This window comes from Paenibacillus sp. P2(2022) (assembly GCF_029522175.1).
GTDB classification, from domain to species: Bacteria; Bacillota; Bacilli; order Paenibacillales; family Paenibacillaceae; genus Paenibacillus; species Paenibacillus polymyxa.
This window is the reverse complement of sequence record NZ_JAKWFI010000002.1, coordinates 428,003-443,170: the sequence shown is the minus strand read 5'-3', so window position 1 is coordinate 443,170 and position 15,168 is coordinate 428,003. Positions and strand designations below refer to the sequence as shown.

Below are 15,168 nucleotides of genomic sequence, written 5' to 3'. Positions count from 1 at the left end.
CTTTAGCCAAAACGCCCGGAAATATAATCTTCCGTACGTGAATCCTGTGGCGTGGAAAACATCGCCTCTGTATCCGCTGCCTCTACTACAACCCCATTCAAAAAGAACGCAGTTCGACCAGACACACGCGCTGCCTGATGCATGTTATGCGTCACCATGACGATGGTATACGTGTCTCTTAATTCTTGAACCAGCTCTTCAATTTTCATCGTCGAGATCGGGTCCAGCGCAGATGTAGCCTCATCCATAAGTAAAATATCTGGCTGTACAGCAAGCGCCCGGGCAATACATAGCCGTTGTTGCTGTCCGCCGGACAAACTCAGAGCAGAACGCTTGAGAAAATTTTTAACCTCTTCCCAAAGTGCTGCCTGCCGTAGGCTTTGCTCTACCAGTTCATCTAACTTGTCCTTTTGCCGGATTCCATGCAACCGCGGACCATAGGCCACGTTATCATAAATGGATTTGGGAAACGGGTTAGGCTGTTGAAAAACCATTCCCACCTGTTTACGCAGCGTTTCTACTTCCATAGTATCGCCGTAAATATCCTGACCTGCGATGCTCACGGTGCCTTCAATACGCGTTCCCGGTATCATGTCATTCATCCGGTTTAGCGTACGCAGCAAGGTTGATTTTCCACAGCCGGATGGGCCGATGAAGGCTGTTACCGTTTTTTCAGGAATATCCAGGTTTATATGTTTCAGCGCGTGGAATTTTTCATAATACAAATTCAGCTTATCAATCCGGATTACGGAATCATTCATGGATTTATGATCTCCTTCGTGTTGCAGTTATGGTCCTCAAGCATTGCACCTGATTTGCACAATATGAAGATTATATAAGCTGTGTGTAAATTCAGTGTGGTGGATTTGTTAACGGTATGTAAAATGATCAAGAACTCAGCATGAGCTCAAGCTCCTGTGCTATTCCAGCTGCATTCAAGGCAGCTTCTTCTGCGGAACGGGACATTTCACTATTTTTAGCCTCTATTTCATCGACTGCCTGCAATAATTTGGTAAACGTTTGGGTTCCGGCAGATATAAATTTAGAGCCTGTATGAATCTGCTGCATACTCGTATCCGTCAGTTCAGCAGTGTCACGCAGCATTTGCTCAATATGAGTGAGTAAGCCGGTAATCTGTACAGAAAAAGCTTTGGTCTGGAGTGACATATTCCGAACCTCTTGAGACACAATCTGAAAGCCACGCCCGTGTTCGCCAGCATGGGCCGCTTCAATAGACGCATTGATCGCCAGCAATCCGCTGTGATCTGCCAATGCACGAATGGATGAGGCCATGCCCGCAATATCATTCAGCGATTGGGTTAAGGCTGTCATCTGCTCATGCTGGCGCTTCATTTGTTCCGTTACTGCATGATAAGAAAGCAGAACATCCTCCAGTTCCACTTTACCACGGCGGGATAATTCACTCATTGAGCGAGTTAGCTGCACACTGTCATCCGCCTCTTTCGCTGCATCCAAAACAGTCATCCGAATACGCTGGACTCCATCATAGCTATGTCGAATCACATCGCCCCGATCTTCGTCTGCTTCTCTTTGCATTCGCTGAACGACAGACAGGATATCACGAATTGTGAGTACACCGAGTAATCTTGTCCCTTCCTTTATCAATAAACAATCGTAAAAACGCTGATCTTCACGCATCATCGCCTGTTCTACAATTTCCGCTGCCGGACTTTTCAAATCCACAATTAATGTATTCGGATCGGCAAATAGGGAAGCCGGTTTATCATAGAACAACGCCGCAGCGAACCTGCCCGTAAAATGACGATTGTATGCATCTCTCATGATAATGCCCAATGGAAGGTCATTTTTATCCACGACGATGACACAGGGGATATCTTCCTGTGCTTTCATGAGTGCTAACAGTTCTTTGCAAGACATATCCGTGCCAATGATCGGAACCTCCCGGCATGGCACATAGGTAGTAATCGGCTTGAACGTTTCACGTTCAATCACGGCAGTGGAACTCGGCTGGGTCTTTGGTTCCGTTATCATCGTTCTGAAGTCCCCTTTTTTTACTTACTTGGAGTGACGGGAACATCATATCGGTCATTTGTTGATTTTAATGGCTAGTTTTGTCAACGAAATGTAAAATCACAAAATGGACATAAAAGTTGCTGCTACGGCCTGGAAAGAGAAAAACGCTCCTCATTTATAACAAATGAGAAGCGCTTCTTTTTTTATTTACAACCAGCTTATACCCCACTCCGCGGATCGAATCAATATGAACCGAGTCGGGATCAAGCTCCAGCTTTTTACGTAAGGAGCTGACGTGTACATCCACCGTCCGTTGACCACCGATGTAGTCAAAGCCCCACACGGCATTCATTAGATCATCCCGAGTCAGGACGACGCCCGGCTTGCGTGACAAATAGAGAAGTACCTCAAATTCCTTGGGTCTTAAGCTGATGGATTGACCTCCAAGAATGACTTCATATTTTTCAGGGTAGATTTCCAGCTCGCCCAGTTGAATTTTGGAGCCATCCTTCTGTTCAGACAACACTCCCTCATCCCCTCCGGATGTTCTTCGCAGCACAGCCGTTACACGGGCCAACAGCTCAGAAACGCCAAAAGGCTTTGTGATATAGTCATCAGCACCCGACTTCAGTCCTTGGACCACCTCAGCCTCCCCGTTTTTAGCGGTGAGAATAATGATAGGTGTCGTCAGCCCCTGATGGCGAAGTCTGCTCAGAATGTCCAGTCCATTCATTCCCGGCAGCATCAAATCCAGCAGGATCAAATCGTAGGATTCTCTGGAGGCTCTTTCAAACCCAGCACTGCCATGATCCTCCGTGTCCACTTCGAAACCTTCTTGTATCAAATTGTAGGATAGCAATCTGGCAAGCGTTGGTTCATCCTCAATAACCAGCAAACGTTGTCCCATTAATAACTTCATCTCCTGTTTACCTGTTAAAGGCGCATTAGTCAAAATCCTGAAATCTTTTCCATGCTCATGCGACACCCGTTTATTTTATCACGGCATTGTTAACACAATGTAAAAAATGTTATAGTTCATTCTTCCTGTTGCAATAACGGTAATTCAACGGTAAACGTCGTACCCAAACCAAGCTCGCTTTCGACCGAAAGTGTACCATGATGCAGATCAACCAGGTGCTTGACAATAGATAATCCCAAGCCCGTTCCGCCCGAGTTGCGTGAGCGACCTTTGTCCACCCGATAAAAGCGCTCAAAGATACGTGGCAGGTCCTTTTTCGGTATCCCAATACCCGTATCACTGACTGTAAATACGACCTTTTCCGTGTCATGGTCTCGCTGTAGCGTTATAACCTTGATTTTTACCTTGCCGCCATCAAGTGTATAGTTAATGCCATTAGACAAAAGGTTCAGGAAAATCTGCTGAAGCTTATCTTCATCTGCCTCCATAAACAATTCATCCGGGATATCCATGTGCAGTGTAATCCTTTTCTTCGCTGCTACATTGTTCAGTTTCTCCAGCAATGATTCTATGAAAGAAGAGATATGAATTGGAGAGCAATCCAGCGGAGAGCGCTTGGACTCGATTTTGGAAAGCTCCAGAATATCGCCGATCAGTCGATTCAGTCGTTCGCTTTCGTCATATATAATTTGTAAAAAGGAACGGGCTGTTTCCTCATCTTTGACCCCGCCACCAAGCAATGTCTCGGCAAAACCCTTGACTGCGGCAATCGGTGTTTTTAGCTCATGAGAGACGTTTGCCACAAATTCGCTTCGCATATTTTCCAACCGTCGAATAGCTGTAATATCCTGCAAAAGGAACAGCATCCCCCGGTATCCCCCTTCATCCTCATACATAGGGACACCATCTAGCAAAACGAGTCGTTCTTCGGGATTGTACAAATGCACCTCACCATGTAGCCTTTCTCGGCTTTGTATACTGCCCTCAATTAGCTTTGTGAGCTCATAGTGCTTCTTCAGTTCATGATACGGCTTGTCTGTCACCCGCTTACCCGCGACACCGAGCATACGCTCAGACTCACGGTTGACAAGCGCAATGCGTTCATTAGCATCGATCATCAGAATCCCGCCTGTCATATTACTCATGACGCTTTGCAGCAGATCCTCATTGTCACGAATCGTTTTCATTTGGTTTTGGAGGCTGTCAGCCATACGATTAATGGCTTCACCCAGTTGTCCTACCTCATCCCGGCGCTGTACGCCGACCCTTGCGTCATAATCCAGTCCTGAAATACGGTTGGCTACCCCTGTAATATGTTCAATGGGCGAGGTGAGGCTGCGAGCAATACGATAGCTCATCAGTCCAGCAGCAATAAACAGCAACACAAGACCAATCCCGATGGCCGTCCAGCCGCGCTGCATTCCCTCTTCCACCGCTTTCAGACTCATGGACAAACGGATATATCCGTCAAAGCCCTTCTCCGATACAACAGGCTCAGCGATGTATAGCATGTTTCGTTGCAAAGTTTCACTGTAGCGTATCGTCCGTCCGATTCCCTCCGACGTAGCTTGTCGTATTTCTTCACGCGATGCATGGTTTTCCATCTTGCGTGGATTGCTTAACGAATCACCCACCACCGTCCCGTCCTTACGAATGAAGGTCACTCGCGAATCGGTCAGATGGGCAATTTCCTTCGCCTTCTCAGAATAATAGGAGACATAATCCGTACTGGATAGGGCATCAGCATTAACAAATGGGAAAGTAGCGCGGAGCAAGTCAATCTCGCGGCCCATGTTCTCCTCTAGCACCTTCATATTCGAATTTTTGAAAATTTGTCCCATAGTGATTCCAGCAGCAAGGACAGATACGCCAATCAAAATCAGCATGATCAGGGTAAGCCTGAAACGAAACGATTTCATAGAAATTTGCCCATCCTTTTATGTAAGTTAATCTCATTCTACAGGCTACCTGCATTATGTTCCACCGTGAAAAGAAAAAAGGCCGGAGCAAAAGACTGCCCCAACCTTTTCTTTATCCTCTTACCCGTTTACAACTTCACCGCCATTGATATGAATAACCTGCCCGCTTACATAAGACGAATCGTCTGAAGCAAGGTACACATAAGCTGGCGCCAGTTCTTCCGGCTGACCCGGTCGCTTCATGGGCTGTGCTCCTCCAAATTCGCTGACCGTCTTGGCATCAAAGGTAGACGGGATTAACGGTGTCCAGATCGGCCCTGGGGCTACAGCGTTCACTCGAATACCTTGTTCCGCCAAATTGAGTGATAGGGAACGAGTGAATGATGTGATTGCCCCTTTGGTGGAGGAATAATCAATGAGTGTCTTATTCCCAGCGTATGCGGTAATCGACGTTGTGTTGACGATCGCGCTCCCTTTCTTCAAATGTGGCAATGCCGCTTGTGTTAGGAAGAACATACCGAAGATATTCGTGCGGAAAGTGCGCTCCAGCTGTTCCTTGGTGATATCTTCCAGCTTTTGCTGTGGATGCTGCTCGGCCGCATTGTTCACGACGATATCGAGCTTGCCCAATTCGTTCACCGTCTGTTGCACCGCTTTTTTGGCAAATTGGTCATCTCCGATATCGCCAGGAATCAACACGCATTTGCGTCCTTCCTGTTCGACCTGACGTTTGGTTTCTTCCGCATCCTTATGCTCATTCAAGTAGACGATAGCTACATCCGCACCTTCTTTGGCATACGTGACAGCTACAGCCCGCCCAATTCCACTGTCTCCACCAGTAATCAGTGCAACTTTGCCTGTTAGCTTGCCAGCCGCTTTGTAAGTTGGTTTTTCAAATTGCGGTGCAGGCGTCATTTTGGACTCAATCCCCGGTTGCTGTTCCTGGTGCTGCGGGGGCAAGGTTTGCTGAGGTTGGTTGCTTTTAGCCATTGTACATTCTCCCTTCAAAATCAGATATTTTTTAGGATGCAACATTTGCATCCACTCTACTCCTGATTTACCACACAAACTTATCCGTTAAACGAAAAAAGAAAAATCCAGCTATGTGAGCACACAAAAAAACGACCTATGCTTATTCTGCACAGACCGTTTTTTCAACGTTAGCCGTTGTCATTATTCAATTCCAACCGCTCATAAAATGATTCATTAAATAATATGGCTGTATACCATTAAAAACGTAATTAAGATCATGAAAACGGCCAACAGCGTACTGAACATTCGCACTTTACCAGCGTATTGCGTAATTGGCTGTTGGTTGCGAACCGCTTCCAGTGACAATCGTAATGGCTTACCCATAGCACCTGCGATACCAGAAATAGCAAGAAACAACAACAACACGACCACGATCCATGCTACCGAATAAGACTTCCAAGCAAAAATCATATAGATGCCGCTAATAAGCACAAGGATTAGTGCAAATTGCGCCAAACGGTTCAATAGCTGCACAGCCGATATCGTTCCCTCCTGCGCACTTGGAGCCAATTTGTCGATTTTGCCCACGACGAAGGGAAGCAATAAATAAAAGCCCATTGCCAGTGATCCAATAATGTGAATAAAAAACATTCTTTATAACCTCCAATTCTTTGTTTTCTTACAAACTGATTTTTCCATAGAACGATCATATTCCAACGAATGACTAGCATCTTTGCAATGTTTTGGGACATGCTTTTCTATGTAACTATTAATGCATATGAACTCTATTATACCGGGGAAGTGGGTTAAAGCAAAGGAATATGAGGGGGAAAGTTTCAACTCGGGTGGATGCTTGTCCGCAATCATTCCGCTCGCTCCGCTGGTGCCAGCAAATCCAAACTGAAACTTTCAATATTAAAAGAAAAGGAAGAAAACAATAGACTATTTAAAAATAAAAGAGGTGGCCGACAGCCATAACTATGACTTGTGGACACCTCTTTAAGTAAAAAAGTATACCGTTTTAGTAGCAAATCGTATTTATACGTTGACTATTTTAGTCACATTACGAACCGCTTCGGCAGATTGATCGAGCGCTGCTTTTTCTGCAGCTGTCAATTCCAACTCGAACACTTTTTCGATGCCGTTCCCACCAAGAAGTGTAGGTACACCGAGGAACAGGTCCTGATAGCCATACTCTCCTTCCAGGTAAGCAATGACTGGAATAATCCGTTTTTTATCTTTTACAATCGCTTCTGTCATTTGCGCAAGCGAAGCTGCTGGAGCATAATATGCGCTGCCATTACCCAATAGGTTAACAATTTCTCCGCCACCCACTCGTGTACGTTGTACAATCGCTTCGATACGTTCCTGAGAAATCAGGTTATCGATAGGTATACCTCCTACGCTGGAATAGCGTACGAGCGGTACCATATCATCACCGTGACCCCCCATAACGAAGCCGCGCACGTCTTCAACCGAAACATTCAGTTCCTGGGCAATAAAGGTACAATACCGAGCCGTATCCAACACACCTGATTGGCCAATAACCCGATTTTTCGGGAAGCCAAGCGTTTGGTACGCCGTATAGGTCATAGCATCGACCGGATTACTCAGAATAATGACGATAGCATTGGGCGCGTACTTCTTCACATTCTCACATACGGATTTTATAATTCCTGCGTTCGTGTTGACCAAATCATCACGGCTCATCCCCGGCTTGCGCGCGATCCCGGCTGTAATAATGACGATATCCGAGTTGGCTGCATCCTCATAATTAGAAGTGCCCATGATCTGGGTGTCAAATCCCTGCACTGGACCAGCTTCCAAAATATCAAGCGCTTTGCCTTTAGTCGGATTCTCTAGTTGCGGAATATCAATGAGTACGATATCACCTAACTCCTTTTGAGCCAGCAGCAATGCGGTAGTGGCACCGGTAAAACCGGCGCCAACAATGGATATTTTTTTGCGTTGAATGGTCAAGTAGTATTCCCCTTCCTTACAGGTTACTAATAATAGTGTCCGCGAACTCGGAGCATTTCACCTGTGTAGCACCGTCCATCAGACGGGCAAAGTCATAAGTTACGATCTTTTTATTAATGGACGTCTCCAGCCCCTTGTAAATCAGGTCAGCTGCTTCTTTCCAGCCCAAATGTTCAAGCAGCATAACGCCGGACAGAATTACGGAACCAGGGTTCACTACGTCTTTGTCTGCATATTTTGGAGCTGTACCATGCGTAGCTTCAAAGATAGCATGCCCGGTTACATAGTTAATGTTTGCACCTGGCGCGATCCCAATTCCACCAACTTGAGCAGCCAAAGCATCGGACAGATAGTCCCCGTTCAGGTTCAGCGTAGCAATGACATCAAATTCAGAAGGACGAGTCAGCACTTGTTGAAGTGCAATATCAGCAATCGCATCCTTAATAATGATTTTGCCTGCATCTTCAGCTGCTTTTTGAGCTGCATTTGCCGCATCCTCACCTTCTTTTTCCTTGATGACATCATACTGAGCCCAAGTAAATACTTTATCTGCAAACTCTTGCTCAGCTACTTCATAACCCCAGTTTTTGAAGGCACCTTCGGTAAATTTCATAATGTTACCTTTGTGTACGAGCGTTACACTCTTGCGCCCATGGTCAACGGCATACTGAATAGCTGCCCGTACCAGACGCTTTGAACCCTCGGAGGAAACTGGCTTAATCCCAATTCCTGAGGTTTCAGGGAAACGGATTTTATTCACGCCCAGCTCTTGCTGAAGGAACTGAATTACCTTTTTCACGTCTTCAGACCCTTCGGCATATTCGATCCCTGCGTAAATATCTTCTGTATTCTCACGGAAAATGACCATGTCTACCAACTCAGGACGTTTTACTGGAGATGGGACACCGTTAAAGTAGCGAACAGGACGCAGGCATACGTATAAGTCCAGTTCTTGGCGCAATGCCACATTCAATGAACGGATACCACCGCCAATAGGTGTCGTAAGTGGACCTTTAATGGCTACAATATACTCACGGATGGCTTCCAAAGTATCGTTAGGGAGCCACTCGCCGTATGTATTGAAAGCTTTCTCACCAGCGAATACTTCATACCAGGCAATCTTTTTCGTGCCGTTATATGCTTTTTCTACAGCCGCGTCCAGTACGCGCTTGGAAGCTTTCCAGATGTCGCGACCTGTGCCGTCACCCTCGATAAACGGAATTACCGGATGATTTGGAACCTGCAGTTGACCGTTATCAATTGTAATTTTTTCGCCTTCAGTTGGGAGCTCAAACTTTTCAAATTTCGCCATAAGTTCCTTTTCCTCCTCAGATATGAATGGGTACAGGACGAAAGACATGATCTTTATCACAGACAAAAACGTATATCTCTCGCCGACCCTTCTATTGTACCTTATTTTTTAAATTCAGGGTATACAACCTCAATCTTCCTCCAAAGGTTAGCGCAACTCTGGTGACACATATTTTTGATCCATCGGACCTGTGTATTCCGCACGCGGACGAATCAAGCGGTTATTTTCATACTGCTCCAAAATGTGTGCAGTCCACCCCGATACACGGCTTACAGCAAAGATAGGAGTAAACAGGTCCCTCTTGATACCCAACTGGGTATATACGGAGGCAGAATAAAAATCCACATTCGGCTTCAAGCCTTTTTGCCCTGTTACAATACTCTCAATTCGAACTGACATATCAAACAACGTAGTGTCGCCGTTCATTTCTCCCAGCTCGCGGGACATTTTGTGCAAATGTTTGGCACGCGGATCACCGTTTTTATAGACACGATGCCCAAAGCCCATAATTTTTTCGCGGTTATCCAGTTTGGCCTGAATATAGGAGTCCACCTGATCCAATTCGCCAATCTCCTCCAGTGTTTTGGCAACAGCCTCATTGGCCCCACCATGTAACGGTCCTTTTAAGGCCCCAATGGCAGACGTGATCCCGGAATAAATATCTGATAAAGTGGCTACCGTTACACGCGCAGCAAAGGTCGAAGCATTCAATTCATGATCCGCATGCAGCACGAGAGCCTGATTGAACGCCTTAATAGCCGTCTCCTCCGGGTCCTTGCCAGTCAGCTGATACAAAAAGTTTTCAGCAATGGAAACACCTTTTTTAGGCGCAATTGGTTCCAAGCCTTCGCGTATACGCGCTATGGCTGCCACAATTGTGGGCAATTGCGCCTGAAGCTTGACGGTTTTGGTCACATTGGACTCTCTTGACATATCATCCGCCTCTGGGTCATACAAAGCAAGAGACGATACAGCTGACCTCAAGGCAGCCATCGTACTCAATTCTTTCGGGTATAACTTTAATTGAGTAATAATTTCATCCGGAATAGCAGCATATTCGCTTAACTGGCTGCGAAGCTCTTGCAATTGCTCTTGGTCAGGTAATTTTCCAAACCACAACAAATAAGCTACCTCTTCAAAATCGGCGTTAACAGCCAAATCATCAATGTTATAACCCCGGTACGTGAGAACGCCATCTACGATAGAGCTTATGGAGGAAGTGGTCGCTACGATCCCTTCCAGACCTTTAGTCGCTGTCATCGTTACATCTCTCCTTTGTAAAAACATTGTGAACGGACTTGCAATGTAAACATTTTCAAAAGTAAGATATGTCTTTTATTTAGCTGAGTAATGTTAACGCCATATGTCAATATTTAAACCTTCTTTCACTATACTGGATTTTGTCGTTTATGTGAACATTGAGGGCTATTCCAACACATTCAAATGTTTTATCGCATCTATAAAGAAATTTTTGAAACCCCTTACAAAATATATGCGTTCATTTGCACTTTTTTACATAGGTCTTGTCTTACCCTCCTCCCGCATAAGTATAGTAGAGCACTTCCTTTAAGGAGTGCCATCGAAAAGAAAGGAGTCGTGAGAGCTTGAGTCGGTTAATCTTGAATCGCATATTTCGTGCTCTATGGGTCGTAATCGTGATTGTAGCTCTGTTGCTGGGCATATATATGCTGTTCCCTCTCGTTTATCCTTTCCTATTCGCCTGGCTTGTGGCCTATGCTATGAACCCATTGGTCGTTTTTTTGCGTAACAAGGCTCGTATGCCACGTTGGGCGGCTGTCACGGTCTCCTTATTTGTATATTTAGGCGGAATCGCAATCATCCTGTCTGCTGCAATCACCCGAATGGTTCGAGAAATGATTAAGCTGGCCATGACTTTTGACGGGCACATCGAGCGTTTTAAAAGCCTGTTTATTGATTGGACGCAAAGCGATTTAATCCAAAATATAATTATTGAAATCAACCATTTTATTCGGGATAATCCCGATTACCAACACACCATTAACAGCAATATTGATAAAACGACTCAAACCGTCAGTTCTGCTGTTACTACGCTAGTCGGTCAATTTTTTAATGGGGTTTTAAATTTGCTAACCTCTCTACCTAATATGGGAGCTGTGCTAATGGTTATTGTATTAGCGGCCTTTTTTATTAGTAAGGATTGGGATCGACATAGTCGAATACTTTCGAATACGGTTCCTGATACGATCCGCAAACCATTGTCAGATATTTGGCACGATCTGCGTAAAGCATTGTACGGCTATTTGCGTGCACAGTTTATTATCATTTCCATTACCGCATTAACGGTTATCATTGGGCTGTTCATCTTGCGTGTGGAATCGGCCTTTACCATCGGTTTGATGATCGGGCTGGTGGATTTGTTACCTTATTTAGGGGTTGGCATTGTGATGATTCCGTGGACACTGTATGCGTATATGTCAGGGAATTTGGCACTAGGGGTTGGATTGTCGATCCTCTATGCCATCCTGTTGATTGGACGGCAGATCGTGGAGCCTAAGGTGCTGGCCAGCAGCGTGGGATTGAACCCGCTTCCCACCCTCATCGGTATGTTCATCGGGCTCAAGCTGTTTGGCGTTTTAGGACTCATTATCGGACCTGTATCACTCATCGTTCTTGATGCACTGAATCGTGCAAATGTCATTCAGGACTTGCGCAACTACATTCTTGCTGGAAGAGTCCGCTAGGTTATAGAGAGGGGACAACGGCAGCTCAGTCAAAACCGCCGAAACGTAATACTGCCGTTTTTCATTTTTTTCTCCAGCCACTTTAATAAAAAACGTCGGTACAATACTCGTGTTAAAGGAAACACCAACGTAAAACCAATAATATCCGTTATAAATCCAGGGATAAGCAGCAAGCTCCCGCCGAAAAACACACATAATCCATCCAGCATTTTACGGCCAGGCATTTGGCCACGGTTCATTTCATTTTTGGCATCGGCAATCACCTTTCGACCTTCAAATTGCATCATGGCAGCGCCAATCAAGGTCGTCAGAATAATGAGCAGAATAGTTTTCCCCGCTCCAATCCAGTGACTTACCCATATAAACCCGTACAGCTCCGCCAAAGGAATGAGCAGCAGCAACAGCCACAGACGTTTACGCATCATCATGACTTCTGTCCCTCCCCGCCTGTAAAAGCAGACCTTAACGCAGTGTACAACTCAGGCAGTGCCTGATCGAGCCGAACGGGCTTCCAGTCGGTATTCAGCCACACATGTCGTGTCGATCCTGTGACCAGCAGTTCTCCCGGCAGCGTGTCAGCCTCTGTCCATACCTTTCCCACATTGTTTTGGTGCTCCTCATCCGTTACCCGTCGAACCTCATAAGTATAGTTCAGACGTAGTCTGGAGAAGTCCGTAATAGCGGTATAGATAGTAACTAAATCATCATATCGAGCAGGGCTCGCATATTTCGCATTGATTTCAATAACTGGCAGCAAAACTCCTCGATCTTCCATGCTCCGGTAGTTAAAGCCTGCCTGCCGAATCATTTCCGTACGTCCGATCTCAAACCAGTTTAAATAATTCGCATGATACACGACCCCCATCTGGTCGCTTTCCTGATAACGGACACGTAGAGGTGCGCCATACCATCGTAGTTGCGTTTGTTTCTCCTCTTGAGTCATACAAGCTCTCCTATCTTTGTGCATCTTTATCTCTATTTTGCCCTCTCTCCATTAAACCATATTTACCGCCTGGGAACAAAAAGAGGGCCGAACCATACGGCTCTCCCTCTCAAAGCATTTACAATGATGGCTTTATTATTGTGGCAACGGCTTGGACAGTTTATAATATCCACTTTCCGAAGCCAGTTTCAATAAGCTCTTGGCCTGACTTCCCGCCCAGGCGTAACCAAGTCGTCTTTCTTCACTAATTTTCATGATGTCCGTATACTTTTTGCCATCTCGGTCTGAGAAGAAATACTTATTGTCCTCCACGTTGTAGAAACGATACCACATCACGCTTGATGCATCCTTTTGGAAGAACTCCGGACCTTGACGATTGTATTTCATACCGTCGATCCGATTCGTGTCAAACCATTTCAAGGCACTCTGAGCTGCTTTTTTCACCTCAGTCGTCTGCGGTTGAGACATTAAGAATGCGGTAATGCCTACCGATTCCGTCGTTGTTTTGGAAGCAAGCTCGAATGCTCGCGCAGGCACAGATTCATAAGTAACCGGATCATGCTGTGCTCCCCAAATTGTTGGTGTGCCATTGTTTACAATTTGAGCTTTTAGTGTATACTGTACGCCTTTATTCAGAGCCTGCTGAAGTCTGGAGCGATATGTATTGTCAAGAATATCGCTATCAAACGGCTGTCTTTTGTTTACAATGTCATCTGCCAGTACCATCACTCTAACCATAGCATCATCGTTGTAAGTTGCGGCATCTGAGTAATTACCACGTTTAGGGTAAACCTGTGGCCAAGCGCCAGAGGAATATTGAGAGGTTAGTACGAAATCAACTGCTTTTTGTACACTGTTTTTAATGTCTTTGTTTTTAGTTTTTTTGTATACATCCGCTAAAAAGCGGATCTCGGTTGTCGTGGCCTCGTTATCAAACGTTCCGAGTTCAACACCATCCTTGCTCTTCCATGTAGAACGTGCTGCCTTGCCATCCCATTTGGATTTATAATTCTTTTCCATCGCTTTGAAGAATCCACCATGCGGCAATTGCCACGATACAATATTCAAAGCAAGCGTAGTGTCCTTGGATGTATTTCCTGTAGAAAATTTACTAAAATCACGATACTTATCCAGCAAACTACTCACATTCACACTAGCCAGTGGAACAACAGCATTTTTGTAAACGTTTGCATAATTGTATACGGCTTGGGTAACACTCGCACCTGCATCAGTCACATTCTGCTCAGCTGCTGCCCATGAAGGGCTAACAAGTCCAGTTGTTAGGGTAATAGCCATTCCAGAAAAAGCAATCCATTTGACAGATTTTTTAACGTTAAACTTCATTGCAAACCTCTCCTTTAATTGGATTGTGGTATTTCAAGAACTATTAAACACATGTATTATATGAAAATATAACCAAATAATCAATATATTTTATTATATACAAATGTAAGAGTTTACTAAACTAATAAAAAAACATCTTACTAATACTAGATTAGTAAGATGTTTATCATGTTTTATATCTATAACAAGTCGTCAATCTGGACGGCTTATCCAAAGCGACCCATGATATACTCTTGAGTCAACTCGTTTTCAGGATTGGTGAATATATCGTTTGTTTTCCCATGTTCCACCAAACTTCCAACATAAAAATAGGCAGTATAATCGGAAATTCGTGCAGCCTGCTGCATATTGTGCGTCACAATAACGATGCGCAGTTCTTTTTTCAATTCGGTAATAAGCTCTTCCACCTTGCCTGTAGACACAGGGTCCAGCGCGGAAGCTGGCTCGTCAAGCAACAGAATTTTCGGTTGAACGGAAAGTGCACGTGCAATACAAAGCCGCTGCTGTTGCCCGCCAGACAGAGCAAGAGCCGAATCGTGAAGACGATCCTTGACCTCATCCCATAATGCCGCCTTACGCAGGCTGCTTTCGACGATTTCATCGAGCTGCTTCTTTTTGCGCACTCCCCGGTATTTAGGACCGAACGCAATGTTATTATAAATCGATTTGTAAAAAGGGTTAGGCCGTTGCCACACCATGCCTATTTGCTGACGCAGCTTGATCACGTCCGTCTCAGGTGCCGTTAAATCCTGTCCGTCCATCCAAATATGTCCCGTTGTCGATGAAGACGCAATCTCATCATTCATTCGGTTAAGGGAACGCAAAAAAGTCGATTTACCACAGCCGGAAGGCCCAATCAGGGCGGTCACGGTCTGCTCTGGAAAAGCTAAGTTTACTTTTTTCACGGCCTCAAAGCTTCCGTAATAAATACTCAAATCCTCAGTACTGAACGGATGTGGCGCTTGCCCCGCAAGTTGTTCTGAACGCGTAGACTGAACGGATGTTGCTGGTGTGGCGGTTTTTGCCGTTCGTGTAATCACATGTTCCATTGTTCTCCATCC

The 15,168-nt window shown here is 45.2% G+C and carries 14 protein-coding genes; 1 reads left to right on the top strand and 13 read right to left on the bottom strand.

Translation table 11 applies throughout. From position 1 onward, the window contains the following. Positions 1-2: 2 nt before the first annotated feature. The 9 genes from pstB (MMB75_RS09260) to citZ form a co-directional block, all read right to left on the bottom strand. A complete protein-coding gene (gene pstB / locus MMB75_RS09260) occupies positions 3-761 on the bottom strand; it encodes a phosphate ABC transporter ATP-binding protein PstB (protein ID WP_016819635.1) in 759 nt (252 codons plus the stop codon). A gap of 127 nt (positions 762-888) precedes the next feature. Then, positions 889-2,013, bottom strand: a complete 1,125-nt coding sequence (locus MMB75_RS09255; RefSeq protein ID WP_016819634.1) for a methyl-accepting chemotaxis protein — start codon at positions 2,011-2,013, stop codon at positions 889-891. A gap of 157 nt (positions 2,014-2,170) precedes the next feature. Then, complete coding sequence (locus tag MMB75_RS09250; protein ID WP_013370356.1) at positions 2,171-2,902, bottom strand: response regulator transcription factor; 732 nt, start codon at positions 2,900-2,902, stop codon at positions 2,171-2,173. Between the two features lie 128 nt (positions 2,903-3,030). Continuing rightward, positions 3,031-4,833: a two-component system histidine kinase PnpS gene (gene pnpS / locus MMB75_RS09245; protein WP_277507608.1), complete on the bottom strand. Its 1,803-nt coding sequence runs from the start codon at positions 4,831-4,833 to the stop codon at positions 3,031-3,033. A 120-nt stretch (positions 4,834-4,953) separates the two neighbouring features. Further along, positions 4,954-5,823, bottom strand: coding sequence for an SDR family oxidoreductase (locus MMB75_RS09240; protein ID WP_277507607.1), 870 nt, complete (start codon positions 5,821-5,823; stop codon positions 4,954-4,956). A gap of 216 nt (positions 5,824-6,039) precedes the next feature. Next, a complete protein-coding gene (locus tag MMB75_RS09235; protein ID WP_017425909.1) occupies positions 6,040-6,456 on the bottom strand; it encodes a hypothetical protein in 417 nt (138 codons plus the stop codon). Positions 6,457-6,843: 387 nt separating this feature from the next. Beyond that, positions 6,844-7,785, bottom strand: a complete 942-nt coding sequence (gene mdh / locus MMB75_RS09230; protein WP_016819630.1) for a malate dehydrogenase — start codon at positions 7,783-7,785, stop codon at positions 6,844-6,846. Between the two features lie 16 nt (positions 7,786-7,801). Beyond that, on the bottom strand, positions 7,802-9,097 hold the full coding sequence (gene icd / locus MMB75_RS09225; protein WP_016819629.1) for an NADP-dependent isocitrate dehydrogenase: 1,296 nt from the start codon (positions 9,095-9,097) through the stop codon (positions 7,802-7,804). 147 nt (positions 9,098-9,244) lie between these two features. After that, entirely contained in the window at positions 9,245-10,357 is a 1,113-nt protein-coding gene (citZ, locus tag MMB75_RS09220) for a citrate synthase (protein WP_277375878.1), read from the bottom strand. Positions 10,358-10,701: 344 nt separating this feature from the next. Here citZ and ytvI point away from each other — a divergent pair, with 344 nt between their 5' ends. Then, positions 10,702-11,820 (top strand): sporulation integral membrane protein YtvI, encoded by a 1,119-nt coding sequence (gene ytvI, locus MMB75_RS09215; RefSeq protein WP_016819627.1) that lies wholly within the window; start codon positions 10,702-10,704, stop codon positions 11,818-11,820. A gap of 29 nt (positions 11,821-11,849) precedes the next feature. Here ytvI and MMB75_RS09210 read toward each other — a convergent pair whose 3' ends face one another. The 4 genes from MMB75_RS09210 to pstB (MMB75_RS09195) all read right to left on the bottom strand — a co-directional run bounded on the left by MMB75_RS09210 (position 11,850) and on the right by pstB (MMB75_RS09195) (position 15,156). Further along, a complete protein-coding gene (locus MMB75_RS09210) occupies positions 11,850-12,248 on the bottom strand; it encodes an FxsA family protein (protein ID WP_013370347.1) in 399 nt (132 codons plus the stop codon). Beyond that, positions 12,245-12,763 (bottom strand): acyl-CoA thioesterase, encoded by a 519-nt coding sequence (locus tag MMB75_RS09205; protein ID WP_017425912.1) that lies wholly within the window; start codon positions 12,761-12,763, stop codon positions 12,245-12,247. The genes MMB75_RS09210 and MMB75_RS09205 overlap by 4 nt, the downstream gene beginning before the upstream one ends. A gap of 135 nt (positions 12,764-12,898) precedes the next feature. Further along, positions 12,899-14,107, bottom strand: coding sequence for a pectate lyase (pelA, locus tag MMB75_RS09200; RefSeq protein WP_277507606.1), 1,209 nt, complete (start codon positions 14,105-14,107; stop codon positions 12,899-12,901). 206 nt (positions 14,108-14,313) lie between these two features. Beyond that, entirely contained in the window at positions 14,314-15,156 is an 843-nt protein-coding gene (gene pstB / locus MMB75_RS09195) for a phosphate ABC transporter ATP-binding protein PstB (RefSeq protein ID WP_016819624.1), read from the bottom strand. Between the last annotated feature and the right edge of the window lie 12 nt (positions 15,157-15,168).